This window comes from Bradyrhizobium sp. BRP20 (genome assembly GCF_020194215.1).
Taxonomy (GTDB): domain Bacteria; phylum Pseudomonadota; class Alphaproteobacteria; order Rhizobiales; family Xanthobacteraceae; genus Bradyrhizobium; species Bradyrhizobium yuanmingense.
The window spans coordinates 123,778-147,359 of sequence record NZ_JADYVY010000001.1 but is presented as its reverse complement, the minus strand read 5'-3'; the positions used below and the strand labels follow the sequence as shown (position 1 = coordinate 147,359).

25 protein-coding genes and 1 tRNA gene are annotated in these 23,582 nt (G+C 66.4%); 8 read left to right on the top strand and 18 right to left on the bottom strand.

Annotation, left to right across the window (positions count from 1 at the left end; genetic code table 11):
- Positions 1–11 precede the first annotated feature (11 nt).
- From I6F33_RS00690 to I6F33_RS00670, 5 genes are all read right to left on the bottom strand, one after another.
- A complete protein-coding gene (locus I6F33_RS00690; RefSeq protein ID WP_225140701.1) occupies positions 12–1,337 on the bottom strand; it encodes an MATE family efflux transporter in 1,326 nt (441 codons plus the stop codon).
- Between the two features lie 3 nt (positions 1,338–1,340).
- The gene (locus I6F33_RS00685) at positions 1,341–2,075 is read right to left on the bottom strand and encodes an MBL fold metallo-hydrolase (RefSeq protein ID WP_225140700.1); all 735 of its coding nucleotides are present in this window, start codon (positions 2,073–2,075) and stop codon (positions 1,341–1,343) included.
- Positions 2,076–2,102: 27 nt separating this feature from the next.
- On the bottom strand, positions 2,103–2,408 hold the full coding sequence (locus tag I6F33_RS00680; protein WP_035996474.1) for a DUF6460 domain-containing protein: 306 nt from the start codon (positions 2,406–2,408) through the stop codon (positions 2,103–2,105).
- A 135-nt stretch (positions 2,409–2,543) separates the two neighbouring features.
- Positions 2,544–4,205, bottom strand: coding sequence for an ATP-dependent DNA ligase (locus I6F33_RS00675; protein WP_225140699.1), 1,662 nt, complete (start codon positions 4,203–4,205; stop codon positions 2,544–2,546).
- Entirely contained in the window at positions 4,202–5,239 is a 1,038-nt protein-coding gene (locus tag I6F33_RS00670) for a ligase-associated DNA damage response exonuclease (protein WP_225140698.1), read from the bottom strand. The genes I6F33_RS00675 and I6F33_RS00670 overlap by 4 nt, the downstream gene beginning before the upstream one ends.
- Positions 5,240–5,305: 66 nt before the next feature.
- Between I6F33_RS00670 and I6F33_RS00665 the strand changes: the two genes are divergently transcribed.
- On the top strand, positions 5,306–6,232 hold the full coding sequence (locus tag I6F33_RS00665; RefSeq protein ID WP_225140697.1) for a class I SAM-dependent methyltransferase: 927 nt from the start codon (positions 5,306–5,308) through the stop codon (positions 6,230–6,232).
- A gap of 115 nt (positions 6,233–6,347) precedes the next feature.
- Complete coding sequence (locus I6F33_RS00660) at positions 6,348–7,577, top strand: ABC transporter substrate-binding protein (protein ID WP_225140696.1); 1,230 nt, start codon at positions 6,348–6,350, stop codon at positions 7,575–7,577.
- Between the two features lie 182 nt (positions 7,578–7,759).
- Here the strand turns inward: I6F33_RS00660 and I6F33_RS00655 are convergent, their stop codons facing one another.
- From I6F33_RS00655 to I6F33_RS00620, 8 genes are all read right to left on the bottom strand, one after another.
- Positions 7,760–8,602 (bottom strand): amidohydrolase, encoded by an 843-nt coding sequence (locus I6F33_RS00655; RefSeq protein WP_109142195.1) that lies wholly within the window; start codon positions 8,600–8,602, stop codon positions 7,760–7,762.
- Between the two features lie 3 nt (positions 8,603–8,605).
- Positions 8,606–9,583 carry an aldo/keto reductase gene (locus I6F33_RS00650; RefSeq protein WP_225113049.1) on the bottom strand — a complete coding sequence of 326 codons (978 nt, stop codon included), beginning with the start codon at positions 9,581–9,583 and terminating at the stop codon, positions 8,606–8,608.
- Positions 9,584–9,687: 104 nt separating this feature from the next.
- Positions 9,688–10,620 (bottom strand): sugar-binding protein, encoded by a 933-nt coding sequence (locus I6F33_RS00645; protein ID WP_057028437.1) that lies wholly within the window; start codon positions 10,618–10,620, stop codon positions 9,688–9,690.
- Positions 10,621–10,713: 93 nt separating this feature from the next.
- Positions 10,714–11,784: an ABC transporter permease gene (locus I6F33_RS00640; RefSeq protein ID WP_192893049.1), complete on the bottom strand. Its 1,071-nt coding sequence runs from the start codon at positions 11,782–11,784 to the stop codon at positions 10,714–10,716.
- Positions 11,784–12,542, bottom strand: a complete 759-nt coding sequence (locus tag I6F33_RS00635; protein ID WP_109145592.1) for an ATP-binding cassette domain-containing protein — start codon at positions 12,540–12,542, stop codon at positions 11,784–11,786. The genes I6F33_RS00640 and I6F33_RS00635 overlap by 1 nt, the downstream gene beginning before the upstream one ends.
- 13 nt (positions 12,543–12,555) lie before the next feature.
- Positions 12,556–13,878 (bottom strand): xylose isomerase, encoded by a 1,323-nt coding sequence (gene xylA, locus I6F33_RS00630; protein WP_225140694.1) that lies wholly within the window; start codon positions 13,876–13,878, stop codon positions 12,556–12,558.
- On the bottom strand, positions 13,879–15,330 hold the full coding sequence (gene xylB, locus I6F33_RS00625; RefSeq protein ID WP_225140692.1) for a xylulokinase: 1,452 nt from the start codon (positions 15,328–15,330) through the stop codon (positions 13,879–13,881). It lies immediately after the preceding gene.
- Positions 15,331–15,415: 85 nt separating this feature from the next.
- Positions 15,416–16,489, bottom strand: coding sequence for a LacI family DNA-binding transcriptional regulator (locus I6F33_RS00620; RefSeq protein WP_225140690.1), 1,074 nt, complete (start codon positions 16,487–16,489; stop codon positions 15,416–15,418).
- A gap of 110 nt (positions 16,490–16,599) precedes the next feature.
- Here I6F33_RS00620 and I6F33_RS00615 point away from each other — a divergent pair, with 110 nt between their 5' ends.
- A complete protein-coding gene (locus I6F33_RS00615; RefSeq protein WP_109142190.1) occupies positions 16,600–17,127 on the top strand; it encodes a DUF1003 domain-containing protein in 528 nt (175 codons plus the stop codon).
- A gap of 1 nt (position 17,128) precedes the next feature.
- Here I6F33_RS00615 and I6F33_RS00610 read toward each other — a convergent pair whose 3' ends face one another.
- The 4 genes from I6F33_RS00610 to I6F33_RS00595 form a co-directional block, all read right to left on the bottom strand.
- Positions 17,129–17,602 (bottom strand): GNAT family N-acetyltransferase, encoded by a 474-nt coding sequence (locus I6F33_RS00610; RefSeq protein WP_225128494.1) that lies wholly within the window; start codon positions 17,600–17,602, stop codon positions 17,129–17,131.
- A 24-nt stretch (positions 17,603–17,626) separates the two neighbouring features.
- Positions 17,627–18,208 carry a helix-turn-helix domain-containing protein gene (locus tag I6F33_RS00605; RefSeq protein WP_074447667.1) on the bottom strand — a complete coding sequence of 194 codons (582 nt, stop codon included), beginning with the start codon at positions 18,206–18,208 and terminating at the stop codon, positions 17,627–17,629.
- Between the two features lie 135 nt (positions 18,209–18,343).
- Positions 18,344–18,676, bottom strand: a complete 333-nt coding sequence (locus I6F33_RS00600) for a hypothetical protein (RefSeq protein ID WP_035996388.1) — start codon at positions 18,674–18,676, stop codon at positions 18,344–18,346.
- Between the two features lie 83 nt (positions 18,677–18,759).
- A tRNA-Gly gene (locus tag I6F33_RS00595) sits at positions 18,760–18,833 on the bottom strand.
- Positions 18,834–19,005: 172 nt separating this feature from the next.
- On the opposite strand from I6F33_RS00595, the gene I6F33_RS00590 reads away from it, so the two are divergent.
- From I6F33_RS00590 to I6F33_RS00570, 5 genes are all read left to right on the top strand, one after another.
- A complete protein-coding gene (locus I6F33_RS00590; RefSeq protein WP_225140688.1) occupies positions 19,006–19,584 on the top strand; it encodes a methylated-DNA--[protein]-cysteine S-methyltransferase in 579 nt (192 codons plus the stop codon).
- A gap of 9 nt (positions 19,585–19,593) precedes the next feature.
- Positions 19,594–20,433 carry a helix-turn-helix domain-containing protein gene (locus I6F33_RS00585; protein ID WP_036020435.1) on the top strand — a complete coding sequence of 280 codons (840 nt, stop codon included), beginning with the start codon at positions 19,594–19,596 and terminating at the stop codon, positions 20,431–20,433.
- A gap of 58 nt (positions 20,434–20,491) precedes the next feature.
- A complete protein-coding gene (locus tag I6F33_RS00580) occupies positions 20,492–20,851 on the top strand; it encodes a VOC family protein (RefSeq protein ID WP_225140686.1) in 360 nt (119 codons plus the stop codon).
- Positions 20,852–21,001: 150 nt separating this feature from the next.
- Positions 21,002–21,403 (top strand): SRPBCC family protein, encoded by a 402-nt coding sequence (locus tag I6F33_RS00575; RefSeq protein WP_225140684.1) that lies wholly within the window; start codon positions 21,002–21,004, stop codon positions 21,401–21,403.
- 114 nt (positions 21,404–21,517) lie between these two features.
- Positions 21,518–21,994 (top strand): hypothetical protein, encoded by a 477-nt coding sequence (locus I6F33_RS00570; RefSeq protein ID WP_225140682.1) that lies wholly within the window; start codon positions 21,518–21,520, stop codon positions 21,992–21,994.
- On the opposite strand, the gene I6F33_RS00565 is transcribed toward I6F33_RS00570, so the two are convergent.
- Positions 21,991–23,430, bottom strand: a complete 1,440-nt coding sequence (locus I6F33_RS00565) for an MATE family efflux transporter (RefSeq protein ID WP_225140680.1) — start codon at positions 23,428–23,430, stop codon at positions 21,991–21,993. The genes I6F33_RS00570 and I6F33_RS00565 overlap by 4 nt on opposite strands.
- Positions 23,431–23,582 lie beyond the last annotated feature (152 nt).

Below are 23,582 nucleotides of genomic sequence, written 5' to 3'. Positions count from 1 at the left end.
CTACGGTTCTTCTACGGCTTCACGAACGTCGCGCGATACAGCGCCGGATACCTCGCGCCCTGCAAGCCGCCGCGCGCGACGTAGAACGCGATCAGCGCACTCCACAGGCCGGTATTGCCGAACGATTGCAGCGCCAGCCAGGCGGCGAAGAAGATCGCGAGCGAGAGCAGCATCAGATTGCGCATCTCCCGCGCCCAGGTCGCGCCGACATAGATGCCGTCGAAACCGAAGGCGAACACGCCGGGGAGCGGCGCCAGCACGATGAAGGGCAGGAACTCGCGCGCCGCGCGGCGGACGTCCTCGCTCGCCGTCATGACGTCGATAATGTGAGGGCCGAACGCGGCGAACAGCACGGCGACGACAATTGCGAAGCCGAGCCCCCAGAGCAGCACCAGCCTGGTCGAATCCGCAAATCCCTTGGCGTCGCGGCCGCCAAAGGCGCGGCCGCAAAGCTGCTGGGCCGCATTGGCAAGGCCGTCGAGGAAGAAGGCGCTGACCAGGAGGAAATTGTTGAGCACGGAGTTCGCGGCCAGCGTGACGTCGCCGGCCCGCGCGCCCTTGGCGGTGAAGAACAGGAACACGGCGATCAGCGCCGCGGTGCGGATCAGGATGTCGGTATTCACCGCCAGGAGCCGCATCAGCTTGTCGCGATCGAACAGCGTTGCGCGAGGTATGGCAAAACCGCCGAGTGCATGGCGCCTGCACACGATCACGCCGAGCATGAAGCCGATCGTCTCGGACAGAAGCGCGGCGATCGCCGCGCCGGCAATGCCGGTGTCGTAGACCAGCACCAGCAGGATCGTCGCCACCATGTTGATGAGGTTGATGACGACCTGGAGCGCAAGGGCCGGATTGGCGCGGGCCTGCCCCACCAGCCAGCCGAGGATGACGTAATTGGCGAAGGCGAAGGGCGAGGACCAGATCCTGATCATGAAATAGGTCTTTGCGGCCTGCGTCACGCCCTCGCTGCCGCCCATCAGGTCGAACAGTGCGCCTGCCAGCGGCAGCTGCAGCACGATCAGCGCCGCACCGATCAGGCCGGCGACGATGAAACCGCGCACCAGGATCACGGTCTGCTCGCGCGTCTCGCCCGCGCCGAGCGCCTGCGCGGTGAAGGCGAGCGTGCTCATGCGCAGGAAGCCGAACAACCAGAACAGGCAGTCGAAGATGACGGAGGCCATCGCGACGCCGCCGAGCAGCGCGGCATCGTCGAGCCGCCCGATCGCGGTGGTCGAGACCACGCCGATCAGCGGCGTCGTGAGGTTCGCGACCATCGCCGGACCTGCAATGGCGAAGACCTGCCGGCTACCGACGCGGTGATGGACGGGTGCGTGCATCTTTCAGAACACGAGCACCATGCCGTCTTCGGCGGCGAGGTGCTCGACCTCGCCCAGGCGCGACAGCATGTCGTCACTCATATGGGTGAGGACGAGCCGCTTGGCGCCGATGTCGGGCAGATGCTGTTCCAAGGTCTTCAGGCTGAGGTGATTCTTGACCACCTTCTCGTACATATAGGCTTCGGCGATGAAAAGGTCCGCGCCATGCGCCAGCGGAATGAGCGTCTCCGTCCATTCGGTATCGGCGGTGTAGGCGAGCGTGCGGCCCTCGGCCGCGATGCGATAGGCGAGGAACGGTCCGCCTGATTCGCCGTGCACGACCGGATAGGGCGTCACATTCACCGCGCCGAAGCTTTGGCTTTGCCCGGGCGCGAGCTCGACCACGTTCAGCTCGAAGCGCCGCTTGGTGTTCGAGGAATGCTCGAACAGCGCCTCCATCACCTCGCGCAGCCGCCTGTCGATGCCTTGCGGGCCCGCGATCGTCAGCGGCCGCGTTCGCCGCGAGAATTGCGCGTCGAGCAGAACGAACGGCAGGCCGGCAAAATGGTCACCATGGAAATGCGTGATCAGGATCAGGTCGATGTCGCCCCGATCGATCTCGAGCCGCTTCAGCGCCGGCAGCGCCGACGCGCCGCAGTCGATCAGGAAGTTCGCTTTGCGCCCCGAGACGTGGAAGCAGGTGTTGAGCCTGCCGCCGGAACCGAAGGCATCACCGCAGCCGACGAAACGCAGTTGCATCGGCTGCGCACTCCCTCAATCCGATCCTTACCGGCCGCGCGGCGCGCCGAACACGCGCGACAGCAGCCAGATCGGAATCACGATGACCGCACCAAGCAGGAAGTAGCGCCACAGCCAGTTCACCGCATCGAAGCCGAGGTCCCACAGCCGCTGGAACAACAGGCGAATGCTGTGGATGATGTTCCAGGGGTCGAAGCCGATCGTCGCCAGCACGACGCCGACCAGGATCGAGAGCAGCACCAGGCGGAACGCGACCGCCAGCGGCGAGCCGCCGAGAAAGCGGTGCAGGCCGTCGCTGCGGCCGGCCGGCAAATCTCTGACGTCTTGGACCATCGCAAACTCCTCGCGGGGATTCGACCCCATTATAGGCACGGCGGGGGACATGGGGAACCCGCAAGGGGCCGTCAATCGGGTTACGGGAGTTTAATTCGGGCGGAAGAGGGAGCGCACCGTCCTCGTGGCAACAGTTCACACCTCGATCTCCGCTGCCTCGGCCTTCAGCATCTTCTCCAGCGTTTCCAGCCGGTCGGCCTCGCGCGGCGGCTTGTCCCAGCGCAGGCGGCTGATGCGGGGGAAACGCATGGCGACGCCGGATTTGTGCCGGGGCGAGCGCTGCAATCCTTCGAAAGCGACCTCCAGCACCAGCCCCTTGTCGCCCTCATGCACGACATGACGCACGGGGCCGAACTTTTCCGTGGTGTTGCGGCGGACGAAGCGGTCGATCTGCAAGAGCTCCTCGTCGGTGAAGCCGAAATAGGCTTTCCCGACCGGCACCAGCTCCTCGCCATTCTCGGTCTCGGTCCAGACGCCGAAGGTGTAGTCGGAATAATAGGACGAGCGCTTGCCGTGGCCGCGCTGCGCATACATCAGGACGGCGTCGATGACGTGCGGGTCGCGCTTCCACTTCCACCATTGCCCCTTCGGCCGCCCCGGCAGATAAGGCGCATCGCGCCGCTTCAGCATGACGCCTTCGACGGCGTCCGCATCCTCGCCGGCGCCGGCGCTGGCGGGATCGGCCCGCGCGGCGGTCAGTGCTTCCCAGCTATCGAAGGGCACGGTGGGCGAGAGATCGATGCGGGGATCGTCGAGCTTGACGATGAATCGCTCCAGCCGCTCGCGCCGCTCGGCAAAAGGCAGCTCGCGCAGATCGTTCTCGTCGTCGCCGAGCAGATCGTAGGCGCGCAGGTGAATCGGAAACTCCTTGATCAGCTTCGGCGACACGACCTTGCGGTTGAGGCGCTGCTGCAGAACGTTGAAGCTCTGCACCCGGCCCTCGCGCAGGATCAAGAGCTCGCCGTCGATTGCGCCCGGCAGGCGCAGCGACGGCACGAGATCCGGAAAGCTTCCCGTGATGTCCTCGCCGGTGCGCGAATAGAGCCGCGCGGTGATATGGCCGCGCTCGTCGCGCCCGGCCACCGCCTGCACGCGGATGCCGTCCCATTTCCATTCGGCGATGTAGTCGGCGGGATCGAGCGCGGCGAAATCGTTGTCCTCGATCGCATGCGCCAGCATCACCGGCCGGAACGGCGCGGGATCGCGATTGACGGGCTTGTCGCCGCGGCCTTCCAGCCAGGCGAACAGGTCGAGATAGGGCGGGACGAGCCCCGGCCAGATCAGCTCGATCTCGTGTGGGTCCTTGTCGCCGAGCGCTGCGGCCGCAGTCTTGGCAAGGCGCGCGGAGATGCCGATCCGCAAGCTCCCGGTGACGAGCTTCAGCAGCGCCCAGCGCCCGGTCTCATCTAACTCGTCGAGCCAGCGCTCGAGCTGCTTGGGCAGCTCGGTCTTGCCCAGCGTGCGCAGCGTGGTAACGACCTCGGTGAGGCTCGGTGGCGGCGGGTTGTTGTGGGCGGCGAGCGCGGCCTTCGGCCACATCAGCGCCACCGTCTCGGAGAGATCGCCGACATAGTCGTAGCTCAGCCCGAACAGCACCTCGTCCGTGCGTGCTGCGATGAGGTCGCGGATCAGCGCGGGCTTGGCGTGCTTGAAGCTGAGTGCGCCGGTCAGCGCAGCCAGCGCATAGCCGCGGTCGGGGTCGTCGACCTCGCGGAAATAACCGGTGATCAGCCGCAGCTTGTTGTTGCGGCCGGGCTCATAGGCGAGGCGGTCGAGCAGCTCGGCGAAGCGGTTCATGCTTCGGCCTCGGCTTGAATCGGCGTCTCGCTCTCCTCCTCGTCGCCATAGCCGACGAGGTCGAGCGGCCGTGCCTTCAGGCCTTTGCTCCGGCACCAATGCACCAGCGCATCTTCCTGGCCGTGAGTGACCCAGATCTCTCCGGCGCCGGTCGCCGCGATGGTCGCGGTGAGGCCGTCCCAGTCGGCATGATCGGAGATCACCAGCGGCAGCTCGACGCCGCGCTGCCGCGCCCGGGCGCGCACGCGCATCCAGCCGGAGGCGAAGGCGGTGACCGGATCGGGAAAGCGCCGCGTCCAGAGATCGGAGGTGGCTGAGGGCGGCGCCAGCGTGATGGTGCCGGCGAGCGCCGCCTTCTTCATGCCCTTCACTGGTTTGAGCTCGCCGAGGTCGATCCCGCGGCTCTGATAGTAATGCGTAATCGTCTCCATCGCGCCATGCAGGTAGATCGGCGCGTCATAGCCGGCCAGACGCAGCAGCTTGATCACGCGCTGCGCCTTGCCGAGCGAGTAGGCGCCGACGAGATGCGCGCGCTCCGGAAACAGCGCGACCGAAGCCAGCAGCTTCTTGACCTCGTCGCTCGCATCGCCATGCCTGAAGACCGGCAGGCCGAACGTCGCCTCGGTGATGAAGACATCGCAAGGCACCAGCTCGAATGGCGCGCAGGTCGGGTCCGGCGCGTCCTTGTAGTCACCGGAGGCGACGATGCAGGTGTCCTTGCACGAGACGGCGACCTGCGCCGATCCCAGCACGTGGCCGGCCGGGTGAAACTTGATCTTGACGTCGCCGAGCCGGATCTCCTCGCCATAGCGGATGGCCTGGGTCGAACCGGCGAAGTTCTCGCCGTAACGCAGCCGCATCATGTCCAGCGTTTCCTGCGTCGCCAGCACCGCGCCATGGCCCGCACGGGCATGGTCGGAATGGCCGTGGGTGATCACGGCCCGCTCCACGGGGCGGACGGGGTCGATATGGAAGCCGCCGGGCTTGCAGCACAGGCCGGCAGCATTTGGCAGCAGGATGTCTTTGGGGCGCATGCCTGTTATATAAGTCGAACCATTACATCTTCGAGTCACTTACCCATTTCGTTTTCTGGTTCCTCGATGCCGCTCCGCCTGTTCCTGACCTCCGGCGATCTCATGGCCGACCGCCGCTTCGAGTTCGCGCGCGATCTCCAGCTCAAGGGCGACCTGCCCGCCGCCGCAGACCTCCTGGAGCAGGCGATCGAGCTCGCACCTGATTTCACCTCGGCCTGGTTCACGCTCGGCGAAATCCGTCAGCAACTCGGCGAGCGCGACAAGGCCATCGCGGCCTTCCGTGAAGCACGGCGGTGCGACCCTGAGGATCAGCACGGCGCCGGCCTGCACCTGATGCGGCTCGGCGATACCGAGCTGGCGGAGATGCCCAAGGCCTATGTGCAGGCCTTGTTCGACCAATACGCGCCGCGGTTCGAGCACGCGCTGATCAACGATCTCGGCTATCGCGCCCCTGCGCTGATCTTCAAGGCGGTGCTCGCGGCACGCGTCGCCGCCAAGAAGCCGGCCTACTTCAAGCGCACCATCGATCTCGGTTGCGGCACCGGGCTCGCGGCTGCCGCCTTCGCCAAGCAGGTCGATCATTTCATTGGCATCGATCTGTCGCCCGGCATGATCAAAGAGGCGCGGGCGACCAACCTCTATGCCGAGCTCGAAGTCGCCGACATGATCGAGGGCCTGCGCGGCAAGCTGGATGCCAGCGCGAACCTCGTCGTGGCCGCCGATGCGTTCGTCTATCTCTCCGATCTCGCACCGGTGCTGAGCGAAGTCAGGCGCGTGCTCGTATCCAGCGGCGTGCTCGCCTTCACTCTGGAGACGCATGACGGCAACGGCATCGTGCTCGGCGATGGCCTGCGTTATGCCCATTCCGCGGAATATGTGCGCGGCGCCATCGCGAAGGCCGGGATGAAGCTGCTGACGCTGGAGCCGGCCTCGCCACGCAACGAGAACAACGAGCCGGTGCGTGGCCTCGTCGTCGTCGCCGAGAAAACTTGAGTCTAGGCGCTAACGCCTGGCGATTTGAGCGTCATTGCGTCGCAAAGCTGCGACTTCCCACTTGCGAGCCGAGCTGCGATGTCAGCACAATGCGCGCATCAGGGAGAAAACAACAATGACCAAGAATCCATCGCGGCGCGATTTCAGCGCCGGCGCGCTCGCCACCATCGCCGCATCGACATTGCCCGCGCCCTACGTCTGGGCCGTGGAGAAGAAATACGATGCGGGTGCCAGCGACACCGAGATCAAGATCGGTCAGACCGTGCCGCATTCCGGCCCCGGCTCGCTCTACGGCGTGCTCGGCCGCGTCGGCGAAGCCTATTTCCAGATGCTGAACGAGAAGGGCGGCATCAACGGGCGCAAGGTCAAGTTCCTCACCATGGACGACGCCTACAGCGCGCCGAAATGCGTCGAGGCGACGCGGCGCCTAGTCGAGCAGGAAGAAGTGCTCGCGCTGTACGGCTCGCTCGGCACCGCACCGCAGACCGCCGTGCACAAATACCTGAACTCCAAGGGCGTGCCGCAGCTCCTGCTCAACACCGGCGCGTCGAAGTGGAATAATCCGAAAGAGTTCAAGTGGACGATGGCGGGCCTGCCGCTCTATCCGACCGAGGCGCGCATCCTCGCGCGCCACGTCGTCAGCGTGAAGCCGAACGCGAAGATCGGCATCCTCTACCAGAACGACGATTTCGGCCGCGACTTCCTCGGTCCCTTCAAGAAGGTGCTGGCTGACGCCGGCGGCACCGCGCAAGTGATCATGGAGCAGACCTACGATCTCACCGAGCCGACCGTCGATTCCCAGCTCATCAATCTCTCCAAGTCCGGAGCCGACGTCTTCTACAACATCTCGACCGGCAAGGCCTCGTCGCAGTCGATCCGGAAAGTGGCCGAGCTCGGCTGGAAGCCGCTGCACCTCCTGTCCGCCGGATCCACGGGCCGCTCGATCCTCAATGCCGCGGGGCTCGAGAACGCCACCGGCATCGTCGCGATCCGCTACAACAAGGAGGTCGGCCTGCCCAAATGGGAGAAGGACCCGGACGTGATGGCGTTCGAGGAGCTGCGCAAGAAGTACACGCCGGCGATCGATCCCGACAACACCATCGCCTTCGCCGGCTATGGGCAGGCCGCCACCATGGCCGAGATCCTGCGCCGCTGCGGCAACGAGCTCACCCGCGCCAACGTGCTGAAGCAGGCATCGAACCTGCAAGGTTTCCACTCGCCGTATTTCCTCGATGGCGTCACCTACAGCTACACGCCCGAGGACTACACACCGATGAAGACGCTGTTCATCTCCACCTTCACCGGGAAAGACTGGGACATCTCCGACAAGCCGATGTCGGAGTAGCGAGGCGGGCCCCGTCGCCTTTTCCTTCTCCCCTTGTGGGAGAAGGTGGCGCGAAGCGCCGGATGAGGGGTATCTATCCACACGCGAGCTCGCGGAGAGAGACCCCTCACCCGTCTCGCCGCTTCGCGGCGAGCCACCCTCTCCCACAAGGGGAGAGGGTAAGAGCGCACATCCACTGCAGATTAACCCAAGCGATACACAGCCTTGGCATTCACGCCGAAAGCCTTGCCCCGCACGCGCGGGCCGAGCCTCGCCAGGCAGGTCTCCAGCGCGGTCTTGATCTCGCCGTAGCTTCCCGCGAGCAGGCATACGGGCCAATCCGATCCGAAGATCAGCCGGTCTTCGCCGAAACATTTCGCGGCGTGCTCCACGAACGGAAACAGCCGTTCTGCATTCCAGTCGTCCCAGACCGCCTCGGTCGCCAATCCCGAGATCTTGCACCAGACATTGCCGCAGGCAGCCAGCGCTGCGATGCGCTCGGTCCATTCCGCGCTCCCGCCGGCGGCAATCGGCGGCTTGGCGGCGTGATCCAGCACGAAACGCGCGTGCGGAAAGGCCTGCGCGGTTGCGACCGCCGCGGGCAGCTCGCGGCTGCGGACAAGGAAATCGTAAGCGAGATCGTGGGCGAACACGGCCGTGAGTCCGCGCTGGACGTCCTCGCGCAGCAGCCAATCCGCATCGAGCTCGTCGTGGACCTGGTGGCGGATGCCGACCAGCTTGTCGCCACCAGGCAGAGCGCGCAGCCGGTCGAGCGTCTCGCCGAGCGCCGCATCGGTGAGATCGGCCCAGCCGACCACGCCGACCACCGAGGGCGTTGCGGCCGCGATACGCAGAAACTCCTCGGTCTCCTCCAGCGCGGAGCGGCATTGCACCACGATACTGGCCTCGATGCCGTTCGCCTGTAGCAGCGGCGCGAGATCGGCCGGGCCGAAGGCACGGCGGATCGGCGCCAGCTCGTCCCCTTCCATCCAGGGATAATCGGCGCGCGCCGGATCCCAGAAATGCTGGTGTGCATCGACGATCATGCCTCAACCTCCGCCAGGAAGCGGCGCGCGCGTATCGACCAGCTTTCGTGCCCGCAGCTCCTGCCAGAATGCCGGCGGCACCGCCTTCTCAGACATCGCGATGTTGTCGGCGACCTCGGCGGCATTGCGCGCGCCCATCACGGCGACCGTCACCGCCGGATGGGCCATGCAGAATTGCAGCGCGGCGGCTTTCAGCTCGGTGCCGTGCCCGCGGCAAAGTTCGTCGAGCTCCAGCGCGCGTGCCACGAGCGCAGCATCAGCATCCTGATAGTTGAATTTCGCGCTGGCCCGCGGATTGGCCAGGATGCCGCTGTTGTAGATGCCGCCGAGCAGGATGCCGATATTGCTGGCCTGGCACAGCGGAAACAGCGCATCCAGTGCGCCCTGGTCGAGCAGCGTGTAGCGGCCGGCGAGCAGGAAGCAGTCGACCGGCACGGCCTCGGCGAAGCGAGCCAGCATCCCCGACTGGTTCATGCCGGCGCCGATCGCCTTCACCGTGCCGTCCTCGCGCAGGCGCTGGAGCGCGCGGAAGGCGCCGGTGACGGCATCGTCATAGTGATCGTCGGGATCATGCACGAGCAGGACGTCGACGCGGTCGAGGCCGAGGCGCTGCAGGCTCTCCTCCACCGACCGCATCACGCCGTCATAGCTGAAATCGAACACCGGCCGCTCGCGCGGCGTGCCCTTGTAGTGCTCGTCCTCCGGCGCAGCATTGTCCGGTGCGCGCAGCAGGCGGCCGACCTTGGTCGAGATGGCGTAGGAGTCGCGCCTCTGTTGCCGCAGGAAGGCGCCCAGCCGCCGCTCCGCGAGGCCGAAGCCGTAAAGCGGGGCGGTGTCGAAGAATCGGACACCGAGCGACCAGGCGCGTTCAATCGTCGCTTGCGCATCCGCATCGCTGACGGGCGAGAACAATCCGCCGAGCGGGGCTGAACCGAGGCCGATCGAGGTGACATCGAGAGCGCCGAGCCGCGACCTTTTCATTCCCATCGCCTTCCAGCAGTCGTCGTCCATTCCAAATCATCTCTCCCGCTTGCGGAAACCGCAAGCGGGAGAGGCATGCAGAAGCGCGGGGCTGGGCAGCGCTCCTACTTCAACATCTTCGCGACGTTGTCCTTGGTGACGAGATCGAGGCCGGTGTAGACGATCTCCGGCACCTTCTCGCCCTTCTTGATGGCGAGCAGCGTGTCCATCGCCTTCTCGCCCATCTCGAACGGACGCTGGCCGACCAGCGCATTGGCATAGCCGTCACGCAGCAGCTCGAGCTGCATCTTCAGCGTATCGGCGACGACCAGCGTGAACTTGCCGGAATCGATGTCCTTCTTGTTCCTGCTGGCGAAGGCCTTGAAACCTTCGGGCGCGAACATCGGCCAGCCGCCGATCGGAACGATGGCGGCGAGATCCGGCGTTGCGGTGCGCATGTCCGTCATCTGCTGGACCGCGAGCGCGGGATCGTCGTTGCAGAAGCTCGGCGAACCCGCGACCTCGGTCCATTTCGAGCCCTTCAGCGCCTCGCGCACGCCGTCGACACGCTCGGCCAGGTTCTTTGCGCCGGGACCGCCGGAGACCATCGCGTATTTGCCGCCGTCAGGCCGCAATTTCAGCAATTCCTTGCCGAGGGCCAGGCCGAACTCCTTGTTGTTGGTGCCGATATAGGCGATGCGCTTGGAGCCCGGCGCGTCGGCATCGAAGGTGATGACCGGAATGCCGGCGGCGGTCGCCGCCTCGATCGACTTGGTCATGGCCGCGACGTCCGCGACCGAGATGGCGAGACCGTCGACCTTCTGCGTGATGAAGTCCTGGATGATCTGGGCCTGGTTCGCCGGCTCATGCTCGACCGGTCCCTTGTAGATGCACTCGATGTTGCCGAGCTCCTTGGCGCGCTTCAGGCAGCCGTCGCGCGAAAAATCGAAGAACGGATTGTTCATCGCCTTCGGCACGATGACGAAGCGGTAGTTCGCAGCAAATGCCGGCGTCGCCATCATCGCAACCGCGATGCCGGCAAGAAGCAGTTTCCTCATTGTCTCCTCCACTCTTGTTGGTGCCTATCCCCTCGAAAGCCCCCGGGAAGCGGATAGGCGACGTTTTCCTTGCCTTCCCGAGATGTCGTCATTTCAGGTCATCCGCGAGCGGACGCGGTCGACCAGCACAGCCAGAATGATGATCACGCCGACCAACGTCTGCTGCCAGTACGAGCTGACCTGGGCCAGCACGAGGCCGTTGCGGATCACCTCCAGCAGCACGCAGCCGACGATGGCCCCGAGCGGGCCGCCGATGCCGCCGGCGAGATTGGCACCGCCGATCACGGCCGCCGCGATCACGTTGAGCTCGTAGGACATCGCCATGTTGGCCGGCGCCGATCCGAGCCAGCCGGAGATGATGATGCCCTGCAGGCCCGCGGCGAGCGCGCAGATCACGTAGACCTCGATCTTCACCCGCACCACCGGAATGCCGGTGAGCTCGGCCGCCTTCTCGTTGCCGCCGAGCGCGAAGACGTGGCGGCCGAACGAGGTGTGGTGCAGCACCACGGCCATGGTCAGCGCCAGGATCACGAGATAGATGAACGGCGCCGGCACGCCGAGCACGTCACCGGACGTGAGCGCATAGAAATAATCGGCGTCCGGCCCGCCCGGGAAGCTGCCGCGTCCGTTGGAGACGACATAGCCGAGCCCGCGCACGATCGAGAGCATGCCGAGCGTGGTGACGAAGGGTGACAGGCCGAGCACGGCGATGCAGAAGCCGTTGACGAGGCCGGCAATCAGCGCGGCGCCGAGGCCGGCGAGGATCGAGACGAGCAGGATCAGCCCCGGAACATTGGCGAGCACGGTCTTGCCGTCGGCCGCCATGTGCACCAGCGGCGAGCCGGGCGCCGACAGCTCGGTCATCACCATCGAGGTGATCATGGCGGAGAAGCACATCATCGATCCCACCGACAGGTCGATGCCGCCGGTGATGATCACGAAGGTGACGCCGAGCGTCGCGATGGCGATGAAGGAAAAGTTCTTCGCCACGTTCTGCATGTTGCCCTGGGTGAAGAAATAGGGGCTGGCGAAATGCATGATCACCAGCAGCACCGCCAGCGCGAGCAGGACGTAGCCGGTCTGCGAGGCGAAGATGCCGCGCTGCCACCACCTGATCTTGCCGACATTGGTGAAGCTGATCGGGGATTCCAAGGGCATGGCCATCACGCCGCCTCCTTCGCACCGGTGATGAGGGCGGTGACCTCCTCGGGGGAGGTCTGGTGAATCGACTTGTCGGCGCGCTTCTCGCCGCGCCGCATGACGACGACGCGGTCGCATACGGCGAACACGTCGGGCATGCGGTGCGAGATCAGCATCACGGCGACGCCCTGCTCCTTGAGCCGGTGGATCAGGCCGAGCACCTGCTCGACCTGGCGCACCGAGATCGCGGCGGTCGGCTCGTCCATCATCACCAGCCGCGCATTGGACAGCCGGGTGCGCGCGATCGCGACCGCCTGGCGCTGGCCGCCCGACATCTGTCTGACGAGATCGTCGGGTCGCGTCTCCGAGCGCAGCTCGCCGAACAGCTCGAGCGCGCGCGACGCCATCGCCTTGTGGTCGAGCAAGGCAATGGGTCCGAACCTGCGCTTCAGCTCGCGGCCGAGAAAGACGTTGGCGGCCGCCGTGAGATTGTCGGCGAGCGCGAGGTCCTGGTAGACGACCTCGATGCCGACGGCGCGGGCATCGACCGGCCGGTTGAAATGCACCGCGCTGCCGGCAAAGCGCATCTCGCCATGCGTGGGGCGGAAATTGCCGGCGATGATCTTCACCAGCGTCGACTTGCCGGCGCCGTTGTCACCCATCAGGCCGACCACTTCGCCGGGCCAGACCTGCATATCGACATCGTGCAGCGCGCGGATCGCGCCGAACTCCTTGCCGATGCCGGTGAGCTCGAGCACCGGCGTCGCGTCAGTCTTCGTCATCAGCGGCGTTTCCTCAGACATAGCGGTTGACCAGGGATTCCAGATATTCCTGCCGGCCCGAGCGCGGCTGCGGATCGAACCCGGGAGACATCGCACGGTCGGCGAGATCGGCGAGCGAGCGCTGGCCGCCGAGAATGGCGCGGCCCTCCGGGCTCGCCCAGCCCTCGTAACGTTTTGCGAGCGGCGCACTCAGCGTGCCGGCGTCGAGCATGTCGGCGGCGGCGAGGAAGGCCCGCGCACAGGCATCCATCGAGCCGACATGGGCATGGATGAGATCATCGGGATCGATCGACTGACGGCGGATCTTGGCATCGAAATTGAGCCCGCCCGTGGTGAAGCCGCCGCGGTTTAGGATCTCGTGGAACACCAGCGCCAGCTCCGGCACGTTCATCGCGAACTGGTCGGTGTCCCAACCGAGCAGATCGTCGCCGCGGTTGATGTCGAGCGAGCCGAACACGCCGAGCGCCTCGGCCAGCGCGACCTCGTGATGGAAGGAATGGCCGGCGAGGATGGCGTGGTTCTGCTCGATGTTGAGCTTGACGTCCTTGAGCAGGTCGTAGCGTTCGAGGAAACCGTAGCAGGTGGCGACGTCGAAATCATATTGATGCTTGGTCGGCTCCTTCGGCTTCGGCTCGATCAGCAGCGGGCCCTTGAAGCCGATTTTGTGCTTGTGCTCGACGACGAGCGAGACGAAGCGGCCGAGCTGGTCGAGCTCGCGCTTGAGATCGGTGTTGAGCAGCGTCTCGTAGCCCTCGCGTCCGCCCCACAGCACGTAGTTCTGCCCACCGAGCCGGTGAGTCACCTCCAGTGCAGCACGGACCTGGCCGGCGGCATAGGTGAAGATGTCAGGGTCCGGATTGGTGGCCGCGCCCGCCATGTAGCGGCGGTGCGTGAACAGGTTCGCAGTGCCCCAGAGCAGGCGGACCTTGCTCGATGCCATCTTCTGCTCGAACAGATCGGCGATGGCGTTGAGGTTGGCGACGGACTCGGCGAGCGAAGCGCCCTCCGGCGCCGCATCGACGTCGTGGAAGGTGAAGAAGGGGACGTCCAGCAGGCGGAACAGCTCGAAGGCGGCATCGGCCTTGGCGCGAGCCATCGCCATCGCGTCGGTGCCGTGGTGCCAAGGCCGCAGGAAGGTCTCGCCGCCGAAGGGATCGCCACCCGGCCAGCAGAACGAATGCCAATAGCAGACCGCAAAGCGCAAGTGATCCTCGAGCCGGCGGCCATGCACCAGGCGGTCCTTGTCGTACCAGCGGAAGGCGGGCGCACCTTCGGCCTCCTTGCCGCCGAAGGCGACGGGTACACTTGCATCGAAGAATTTGGCTGGCGCGTTCACTTAAGGCTCCTTCAATGCGGGATAAAGCGCGCGCCATCGCCGATAGGCCTCGTCATAGGCCGCAGCGACGGACGGGCGGGGTGTGAAGCTTGCGAGCCTGCGCGGGCGCGTGCAGACGTCCGCGGGGTTCTCGCCGGTCGCGGCGAGCCGGCCGAGCCGCGCAGCGCCAAGCGCGGCGCCGACCTCGCCTTCCTCGACGCGGTGGACGGGCATGCCGAGCACGTCGGCGCAGATCTGCGCCCATAGCGGCGAGCGCGAGCCGCCGCCGACGAGATCGACCTCGCCGATCGGCCCGCTGGCTGTGCTCAGCGCCGCCAGATTGTCGCGCGCGGCAAAGGCGACGCCTTCGAGCACTGCCTGCACGATCTCTGAGCGCCCGGTCGCGCCGCGCAGACCGACGAAGGCACCGCTGGCGGCGGCATCGTTGTGCGGCGTGCGCTCGCCGTCGAGATAAGGCAGGAACTGGACCGTGCCAGGTGCATCGACGCGCTCGCCGAGCGGCGCCAGGAGCGCTGCGGCCGGCGTCTCCATCACGCCGGCCAGCCAGGCGAGCGAAGCTGCGGCCGACAGCATCACGCCCATCTGGTGCCAGAGGCCGGGCAGCGCGTGGCAGAAGGCATGCACCGCCGAAGCCGGCGCGGGGGCGAAGCGATCGGTGACGCGGAACAGGACACCCGACGTTCCCAGCGACAGGAAGGCATCGCCCGGCGCGATGGCGCCGAGCCCGATCGCGCTGGCCGCATTGTCGCCGGCGCCGCCCGCGACCACGACATTTTTCGCCATGCCCCAGCGCTGCGCGTATTCAGGCGCGAGCACCGCGCTCACCGCACTGCCCTCGACGAGGCGCGGCATGTGGTGCAGATCGAGCCCGGTGGCATGCAGCAGCAGCGCGGACCAGCGCCGCAGGCCGACGTCGAGCCACAGCGTGCCTGACGCGTCCGACATGTCCTCGACCATCTCGCCGGTGAGGCGATAGCGGACATAGGCTTTCGGCAGCAGCACCTTTGCCACGCGGTCGAAGATCTTCGGCTCGTGCCGTGCCACCCAGAGTAGCTTCGGCGCGGTGAAGCCCGGCATCGCGAGATTGCCGGCAATCGCGTGCAGCGAGGGACAGCGCCGCTCCAGCGCGGCGCATTCGGCCTGCGAGCGGCCGTCGTTCCAGAGGATGGCCGGACGCAGCGGCCGGCCGTCCTCGCCAAGCAGCGTCGCACCGTGCATCTGACCCGACAGCCCGATGCCGCGCACCTGCGCAACCTCGCGCGGATGGCGCGCGGCGAGATCGTCGACGGCGCCGACGGCCGCATCGACCCAGGCGTCGGGATCCTGCTCGGACCACAGCGGCGCCGGGTGCGACAGCGCAAGCTCGCGCGCCGCCGTCGCGGTCACCGCGCCGGCTTCGCTCACGAGCACCGCTTTCACACCGGACGTGCCGATGTCGATCCCGAGATACAAATCGTCCTCCCTTTCGCCTGCCGCGGGAGAGCGATCTTGCGTCGCTTTTCCCCGCTGGCGGTCCCGTTTCCAAGTTCACCTGCCGCTAGGGCAGATTGTCCCGCATCACGATGTCGATCCGGATCTTCTCCTGTTCACTCAAGATCGGCTCGCCGCGGGCGAGCGCGAGCAGCACGCGGACGGCCGCGCGCGCTTCATGTCCGGGGTTCTGCGAGATCGCGGCATCCATCACGCCCTGCAGTAGCAAGCGGCGCGTCAGCGCGGTGACGTCGTGCCCGACGAACACCACCTGCTTGTCGCGCCCGGCCGCGCCGGATGCCTTCGCGTTCTGGGCCTTGTCGTTCAGCGCTTTGGCGACGCCCTGCGTGCCGGCGCCGACGTTGTAGAGGCCGACGATGTCGCCATGCTTGCCAAGCAGCCGCGCCAGCAGCTGCTCCGAACGATCGTCCTCGTCGCGCCCTTCCAGCACCGGCAGCACGCTGAGATCGGGGAATTCCGACGCCATCACCTGGTTGAAGCCGAAGATGCGCTCGGCATGATCGCGCAGGCCCTGCGAGCCCGCGATGATCGCGACCTTGCCGGACCTCTGGCCGACCAGGCGCCCGACCAGCGCGCCGGCGGTGCGGCCCGCGGCGATGTTGTCGATGCCGACATAATGGTGGCGGCGCGACGACGGCACATCCGAGACCAGCGTCACGACCTTGGCGCCGGCATCGACGAGGTCATTGATGGCGGCGCGGACGCTCGGATGGTCCAGCGCCACCACGGCGACGCCGTCATAGTCGCCGGACAGCGCCTCGAGCGAGGCCGCGAGCGCGGCGGGCTCGAACACGTCGGTTGCGATCATCTCGACATTGAGGCGGCGGGCCGACAGCCAGCCCGCCATCTCGCCGAGATAGGCCTCGATCTGCTGCATGAACGGGTTCGAGCCCGACGGCATCACGAAGGCGAAGCGGCGGGCCCGGCCGCGCGCGAGCTCGGCGGCCGCCACATGCGGCTGGAACGAATTGCGCGCAATGGCGTCCTTGACGCGCCGGACCGTATCCGGGCGGACCCCCGGCCGGTTGTGCAGCACGCGATCGACCGTGGCGAGGCTGACACCGGCCTCGCGGGCGATGTCCTTCAGCGTCAGCACAGTCGGGGTCAAGGTCTCGGCCATGGCTGAAGGCTAGCAGAGGTGTTTTGAGGTACGCAACTCATTTGATGAGGGGATCGGTCTTTTTGCTTCCCCTTACAGGAACGGCTCCGCGAGCGGACCGTTGCCGGGGCGTGCATAACGACATCACCCATGATTCCGGCGAGGGGCTGAGCCCGACGCTCGAGCGCAACATCCAGGCACTGGTGGCGCGGCGGCGCCGTGAGCAGCAGGCGGCACGCGGCCAGGACAAGGTCGCGGACGCGATCACGGCCTTCACCGGCAGCATGATCTTCGTCTACCTGCACCTCGCCTTGTTCGGGTTCTGGATCATCGCCAACCTGCATTGGATTCCGGGAATTCCGGCCTGGGACGAGAGCTTCGTCATGCTGGCGATGATCGCCTCGGTGGAGGCGATCTTCCTCTCCACCTTCGTGCTGATCTCGCAGAACCGCATGACCGCGGCGGCCGACAAGCGCGCCGATCTCGATCTCCAGATCAGCCTGCTCGCCGAGCACGAGCTGACCAAGGTGGCCCGCCTGCTCACTCAGGTCGCCGAGCGGCTCGACGTCAAGCCGGACGCGGAGCGCGACTTGCAGGAGGCGGCCCGGGACATCGCCCCCGAGCGCGTGCTCGACAAGATCGAGGAGACACGCTCTTAAGCTATTCGCGCTCTGGCGCCGACAAGTCGAGCGTCAGGTACAGGCTGTTGGGATCCTCGACATAACCTTCGAACGGGCCGCATGCGACGAAACCGTGCGCCAGATAGAGTGCGTGTGCCGGCTTGAAATAGTCCCACGAGCCGGTCTCGAGGCTGAGCCGCGTCATGTCGCGCGCGCGGGCTTCCGCGATGATGTGGCGCAGCATCTGGCCGCCATAGCCGCGCCGGCGCGCGGTCTGCAGCGTGTGCATCGACTTGACCTCGCCATGGCCAGCCGAAAGCGTCTTCAGCGCGCCGGTCGCGACCAGCGTCTCGCCGTCCCAGCCGGTCCAGAATGCGACGTCGGGTGCACGCAGGCCCGCGAGATCGAGCGCATGGGCACTGCCCGGCGCCGTCTGCGCCCGCGCAGCAGCAACGTGGTGATCGAGCAGCGCGACGACGCGCGGATCATAGGTGTCGCCGGTCCGGATCTGCATCGTGCTCGTCTCCACGCTTTGCCCTCACATCTTGCCGTAGGACGCGCCGCGCCTGACGATGATGACGTAGCGCGCGTCCTGCTTGGTTTCGTTCTCGAAGATCACCGCGCGCATCACGTCGAAATCCAGACAATCGCCCTCGCGCAGCCGCACCGCCTTGGCGTCGATATGCACGGCGATGGCGCCCTCCAGCATCAGGAGCTGCTGGGTGAAGGCGTTGCGGCCCCAGGGGCTGTAGGAGACGCGCGCGCCGGCGGGAAGGTCGACCACGATGATCTCGATGCCGCTGGCCGCATCCGGCGGCGAGGCGTGCCGCCGGCGATAGCCGCTGTCGGGGTCGCGCCAGAGCGGCTGGTCCGCCAGCCGCACCAGGCGCTCCGGCGGCTTCTCGGCGAGCGCGACGACATCGCTGAGCGTGACGTCGAGCGCCGCGCAGAGCTTGTTGAGCAGCGCCGCCGTCGCACTGCTCTGTGCCCGCTCCACCCGCCCGATCATGGCCCGGCTGACGCCGGAGCGGCCTGCAAGCTCGTTCAACGTCATTCCGGCCTGCGTCCGCAGCGTCTTCAGGCGCCGACCGATGGCGCGATCGAGTTTTTGCTGGTCCATGGGTTTCATCCGAATATGGCCCGACAGGAGGACCGCACCCCGCCAAAGCATGAGGGAGTTTAAGCCAACGAGTGGCCAATGCGGGGTCTCCAAGACCAATATATTAGAATCTTGATCCTGTTCGCGAGCGCGGCGTCATTCGCCCCTTGCTCGCCCCTGCGCGGAGGCATCGCCCACCAGCCGGTGATACTCGCGAATACAAAGGTCGAGATCGGACCGTAGGCGCTGCGCGGCTTCGATGTCGAAGTTCATATAGTTGACCGGCTCCCCTTCCGGGCCTGCATAGGCGTCGGGGCGCATTCTGAGAGCGACGAAATATTGGTCACCCTCAACGCTCTTCTTGACTCGCCATTGAAGGAAAGAGCGTGGATATCCGCCTTTGATTTCAGGCGTTTCAAACACGACGTCGCCCAGGGCCTGATTCAGGAGATTGGATTTCGCCAGAATCTTTTTGACGGATGCCCACATGGACCAACACCTTGAGGCCAGTTGCAGTTCGCCTAGCTCCGACTGCTGGATAGGATACGGCCGATGCTATCTTTTCAGGAGCTTGGAGCGGGCGAAGGGAATCGAACCCTCGTATGCAGCTTGGGAAGCTGCCGTTCTACCATTGAACTACGCCCGCGGATGCGCAAGCCGCGCCCTCCTGATTAGCCGAGACGGCGCCTGCCGCCAAGCGGTTTGGCGCGACCAGCGGGGCGGTTGTTAACGTCCTGATAAGATTCCAGGTGCGCCGGATTGTGGCGGTGTTATGATCGCTTCTCCGGGGAGAAACGTGCACTGAGTGGGGCGTGTGCATGGTGGGGCGGGCTTACGCGATATTCGATACGGCCATCGGCCGTTGCGGCATCATCTGGAGCGGCACCGGCGTGGTCGCCGTGCAATTGCCGGAGGCGCGGGAGATCGACACCCGCCGCCGGATTTTCCAGGTCCATCCCGAGGCGCGAGAGCAGCGCCCGTCCGAGAACGCCGAGCTTGCGATCGAGGGCATCACGGGCCTGCTGCAAGGTCACGATCCCGACTTCTCCGAGGTCAGCCTGGACGCCGGCGGGGTGCCCGGCTTCGACCGGCGCGTCTACGAGTACACCTGCAGCATTCCGCGCGGAGAGACACGCACCTATCACGAGGTCGCCCGGGCGCTGGGCGCCACCGGCGCGTCCTATTCCGTGGCGCAGGCGATTGCGAAAAATCCCTTCATGCTGATCGTGCCCTGCCACCGGGTGCTGGAGGCTGGCAATTACACCGACCGGCTCTCGCCCTATGGCGGCGTGATCTCCAAGCGGCGGCTGCTGGCGCTGGAAGGGGCCCATCCCATCGCCAGCAAGACGCTGTTCGAGGTGCTGCTGCCGGTTGCTCCGCCCCGCGCGCCTACCTAAATACGCGGGATGCACGCCACCACGTTGCTGACGACGCCCTCGATCACGGCTTCCGAGTTTCGCTGCGATGCGGGACCGGACGACAGGCCGTTTGCGGAATGCCGCACCGGCCATTCCATCGCCTATGTGCGCTCCGGCAGCTTCGGCTGCCATTGCCGCGCCGGCTTCTTCGAGCTGGTGGCGGGCTCGATGCTGATCGGCGCCCCCGGCGAGGAATACACCTGCACGCATGAGCACGTGTCCGGCGACGTCTGCCTCGGCTTCTTCTTCAGCGAGGACCTGGTCGACGCCCTCGGCGGGCGGCGCGAGGTCTGGCAGATCGGCGCAACGCCGCCGCTGCCCGAGCTGATGGTGCTGGGCGAGCTGGCCCAGACGGCAGCAGAAGGCAACAGCGATCTCGGCCTCGACGAGATCGGCCAGATCCTGGCCGGCCGTTTTGTCGACGCCGTCTCGGGCAAAGCGCGCAAGCCGGCCACTCCCACCGCACGCGACCGCCGCCGCGCGGTGGAGGCGGCGCTGTGGATCGACGATAACTCGCATGCCGAGCTCGACCTCGAGCAAGCAGCCAAGCAGGCGGGATTGAGCCCGTTTCATTTCCTGCGGCTGTTCTCGGCCGTGCTCGGTGTCACCCCGCACCAATATCTGGTGCGCTCCCGGCTGCGCCACGCGGCACGGCTGCTCGCTGACGAGGACATCGCCGTCACCGATATCGCCTATGACGTCGGCTTCGGCGATCTCTCCAATTTCGTCCGCACCTTCCATCGCGCCGCCGGCGTGTCGCCGACCAAGTTCCGGCAGGCGTCGAAGGGGGAGCGCAAGATTCTCCAAGAGCAGCTTGCCCTCAACTGACTAGGGTCGTCTCCGGCGCGTGCCCTTCGCGGCACGCTTCTTCGCAATGGAGACGAACATGTACGACCACATCGGATTGCGCGTTGCCGACCTCGACGCCGCCACGCGCTTCTACAGCGCGGTGCTGGCGCCGCTCGGGTTTGTCCTGTGCTCGAGCGGCGACGGTTATGCCGGCTTCGGGCCGAAGGGCGAGCCGGCGCTGTGGCTGCACCTGAACAAGGGCCGCAAGGCCGACGGCGTCCACATCGCCTTCCGCGCCGGGGATCATGATGCGGTCAAGGCATTTCACAGCGAAGGCCTCAGGAGCGGCGGCCGCGACAATGGCGGCGCCGGCCCGCGCAGGGATTACAGCCCGACCTATTACGCGGCGTTCCTGATCGATCCTGATGGTAACAATGTCGAGGCGGTTTGCGCGTGAGCGCTAGCCACTCGCTCCGTCATTGCGAGATCGCGTAGGGTGGGCAAAGCGTAGCGTGCCCACCAATTGCTCGCGACAATGCCCGATAAATGGTGGGCACGGCGCGCGAAGAGCGCGCCTTTGCCCACCCTACGCATTCCAGGAGAGATCATGGCCTCCATCCACAACGACATCTCCCTCCCCGCCTCCGCGCGCGACGTCTGGGACGCGGTGCGCGATTTCGGCGCGCTGCATCGGCGGCTGGTGGCGGGCTTCGTCACGGCGTGCACGCTCGATGGCGATGCGCGCATCGTCACCTTCGCCAACGGCTCGGTCGCGCGCGAGGTGCTGGTCGATTGCGACGATACGCGGCGGCGCCTCGTCTATGCCATCAGCAACGAGCGGCTGAGGCATTACAGCGCCTCGGTGCAGGTCATTGCCGAGGGCGAGGCGAGCTGCCGTCTCGTCTGGATCATCGACATGCTGCCGAACGAGCTCGCGCCTTACGTTCAGGGGCAAACCAAGGAGGCGGTGGCCGCCATGCACAAGGCGTTTCCGCCCGCTTCGGCCTGATCATTCACTGTGAGTTGTCTCACAGAAGCCCGTCCTCGACCGCCCTAACCATGCCCCTCGTGCGTCCGGTCGGCTCCGCTCTCCCGGCGGCGCCACGCACGCGAGGAGCATGCCATGAGAGGTGCGGACAAGGTGATCTGCCAGGCGGCCGCGGTGCTGCTGCTGTTTTCAATCTCGAGCGTGCCGGCAAAGGCGCAATTCCTCGGCGGCGGAGGAGCCGGCGGCGAGGACATGATGACCCAGATGGCGCCGATGCTGGAGATGATGAAGGCGAAGATGGGCAAGCGCCGCTTCGCCATGCTGATGCAGACCATGGGCCCGATGATGAGCCGCATGATGGAGAACGGCGGCGGCGGGCTCGGCGGCATGATGGGCGGCGACAATTTCGGCGGCGGATTCGGTGCACCGAGCTACGGCGGTTACGCGCCGATGGGCGGCGGCACCATGCCGGTCGGGATCGGCAGCATGGGCGGCGGCGACATCATGGGCATGCTCGGCGGCAGCGGCGGCAGCGACATGATGGCGATGATCCCGCAATTGATGCGTCTCGCCAATACCGGCGGCGGCGGCCATCGCCGCAAGCACCGTTAATCGGCAGCCGAAAGCGCCGGCTTGATCGCAGGCGTCTCGCGCGGTCCCCAGCGTGTCAGCACGACGCTGGAGCACGACAAGAGGCCGAGCACGACCATCGAGCTCGCGGCGAGCCAGAAGAAGCTCTGCGCGCTGGCGCCGTGCCTCGACAGCCACCAGCCGATTCCGGCGATGTAGATCAGCCGCGCGGTCTGCGCCAGCACGGGCCCGATCACCTTGGCCGCGCCTTGCGAGGAGAAATACATCGTCGTCGCAAGGCCGAAGAAGGCGTAGAACGGCCCGACCGTCGAAAGATATTGATGGCTCGCCGCGCGCACCGCCACACTGTCGGTGAACATGTTGACCCAGAGATCGGGGAAGATCGCAACGAGGCACGCCGGCACGCCGACCGCCACGAAAGCAGCAACGCTGGCGGTCCAGGCGATGCGCCGGGCCCGCGCGATGCGGCCGGCGCCGATCGCCATCCCGACCATCGGCACGCAGGCGATGCCGAACGAGAATGCGATCGAGGTCAGCAGGAATTCGAGCCGCGCGCCGACGCCGTAGCCGGCGAGGATCGCAGTGCCGAACTGCGCCAGCATGTGCGTGAAGATCGAGATCGTCAGCACCGATTGCAGCGGCGAGAAGCAGGCGATGGCGCCGACCTTGAGGATGTCGAAGAACATCGCCCATTGGATGCGCAGGCCGCGCAGCTTCAGCGTGATCCGCGCGCGGCCGGAGAACAGGTACCAGCTCATGATGCCGATGTTCATAGTATAGGCGATCAGCGCGCCAGCGGCGACGCCGCGCATGCCGAACTGCGGCACTGGCCCGAGCCCGAGACCGAGCGTGCCGCCGAGCACGATCTGCCAGGCCGCGGAGTTGAGGATCAGGAACGACGGCAGCTTCATGTTGCCGGTACCGCGCAGGATGCCCGCCATGGTGTTAAGCAGCCAGGGCAGCACGGCGCCGCCGAAGAACACCTGCGTGTAGGCGATCGCATGCGTCAGCACATCGCCGCGGCCGCCGAGCATCTCGAGCAGCCTCGGCCCGAAGATCAACATGCCCAGCATGAAGACGAGGCCGAAGCTGATGCCGATGAGCATCGCGTGCACGGCCAATATGCCGGCGCGCTCGCGATTCCCGGCGCCGAGCGCACGCGCAATGGCCGAAGCCACCGCGCCGCCCATAGCGCCGCCGGACATCGTCATGGTCAGAATGATCGTCGGAAACACCAGCGCCATCGCCGCCAGCGCCTCGACGCCGAGCCGGCCGACATAGGAGGTCTCGGCGATCACCACGCAAATGCCGGCCGACAGACCGATCGCGTTCGGCCAGGCGAGCGACAGCAGCGTGCGCAGAATCGGCCCCTCGGTCAGGGCGCTTCTGATCGGCGGCGAAGGCGGCGGCAGTGGGCGCTCTTGCTCATCGACCGGGATTTCGGCGATGTCGGACATGTCCTCTCCCGGGCGCAGGCGCCGTTTGCAGCGCAGCAATCACTTGGTGTGCCAATGGCGTCGTTCGCGCGAATGGCGCGGCTGAGGCGTGTTAGCACGGCGTGCTCCAATTCTGCCTGCGCCCGATGCAGGCGTGCCCTGCGGCAGCGCAT

Coding starts and splice junctions, on each gene's coding strand:
- I6F33_RS00690 (WP_225140701.1), bottom strand. CDS start 1,337: ATGCACGCACCCGTCCATCACCGCGTCGGTAGCCGGCAGGTCTTCGCC.
- I6F33_RS00685 (WP_225140700.1), bottom strand. CDS start 2,075: ATGCAACTGCGTTTCGTCGGCTGCGGTGATGCCTTCGGTTCCGGCGGC.
- I6F33_RS00680 (WP_035996474.1), bottom strand. CDS start 2,408: ATGGTCCAAGACGTCAGAGATTTGCCGGCCGGCCGCAGCGACGGCCTG.
- I6F33_RS00675 (WP_225140699.1), bottom strand. CDS start 4,205: ATGAACCGCTTCGCCGAGCTGCTCGACCGCCTCGCCTATGAGCCCGGC.
- I6F33_RS00670 (WP_225140698.1), bottom strand. CDS start 5,239: ATGCGCCCCAAAGACATCCTGCTGCCAAATGCTGCCGGCCTGTGCTGC.
- I6F33_RS00665 (WP_225140697.1), top strand. CDS start 5,306: ATGCCGCTCCGCCTGTTCCTGACCTCCGGCGATCTCATGGCCGACCGC.
- I6F33_RS00660 (WP_225140696.1), top strand. CDS start 6,348: ATGACCAAGAATCCATCGCGGCGCGATTTCAGCGCCGGCGCGCTCGCC.
- I6F33_RS00655 (WP_109142195.1), bottom strand. CDS start 8,602: ATGATCGTCGATGCACACCAGCATTTCTGGGATCCGGCGCGCGCCGAT.
- I6F33_RS00650 (WP_225113049.1), bottom strand. CDS start 9,583: ATGAAAAGGTCGCGGCTCGGCGCTCTCGATGTCACCTCGATCGGCCTC.
- I6F33_RS00645 (WP_057028437.1), bottom strand. CDS start 10,620: ATGAGGAAACTGCTTCTTGCCGGCATCGCGGTTGCGATGATGGCGACG.
- I6F33_RS00640 (WP_192893049.1), bottom strand. CDS start 11,784: ATGGCCATGCCCTTGGAATCCCCGATCAGCTTCACCAATGTCGGCAAG.
- I6F33_RS00635 (WP_109145592.1), bottom strand. CDS start 12,542: ATGACGAAGACTGACGCGACGCCGGTGCTCGAGCTCACCGGCATCGGC.
- I6F33_RS00620 (WP_225140690.1), bottom strand. CDS start 16,489: ATGGCCGAGACCTTGACCCCGACTGTGCTGACGCTGAAGGACATCGCC.
- I6F33_RS00610 (WP_225128494.1), bottom strand. CDS start 17,602: ATGCAGATCCGGACCGGCGACACCTATGATCCGCGCGTCGTCGCGCTG.
- I6F33_RS00605 (WP_074447667.1), bottom strand. CDS start 18,208: ATGGACCAGCAAAAACTCGATCGCGCCATCGGTCGGCGCCTGAAGACG.
- I6F33_RS00600 (WP_035996388.1), bottom strand. CDS start 18,676: ATGTGGGCATCCGTCAAAAAGATTCTGGCGAAATCCAATCTCCTGAAT.
- I6F33_RS00590 (WP_225140688.1), top strand. CDS start 19,006: ATGGTGGGGCGGGCTTACGCGATATTCGATACGGCCATCGGCCGTTGC.
- I6F33_RS00585 (WP_036020435.1), top strand. CDS start 19,594: ATGCACGCCACCACGTTGCTGACGACGCCCTCGATCACGGCTTCCGAG.
- I6F33_RS00580 (WP_225140686.1), top strand. CDS start 20,492: ATGTACGACCACATCGGATTGCGCGTTGCCGACCTCGACGCCGCCACG.
- I6F33_RS00575 (WP_225140684.1), top strand. CDS start 21,002: ATGGCCTCCATCCACAACGACATCTCCCTCCCCGCCTCCGCGCGCGAC.
- I6F33_RS00570 (WP_225140682.1), top strand. CDS start 21,518: ATGAGAGGTGCGGACAAGGTGATCTGCCAGGCGGCCGCGGTGCTGCTG.
- I6F33_RS00565 (WP_225140680.1), bottom strand. CDS start 23,430: ATGTCCGACATCGCCGAAATCCCGGTCGATGAGCAAGAGCGCCCACTG.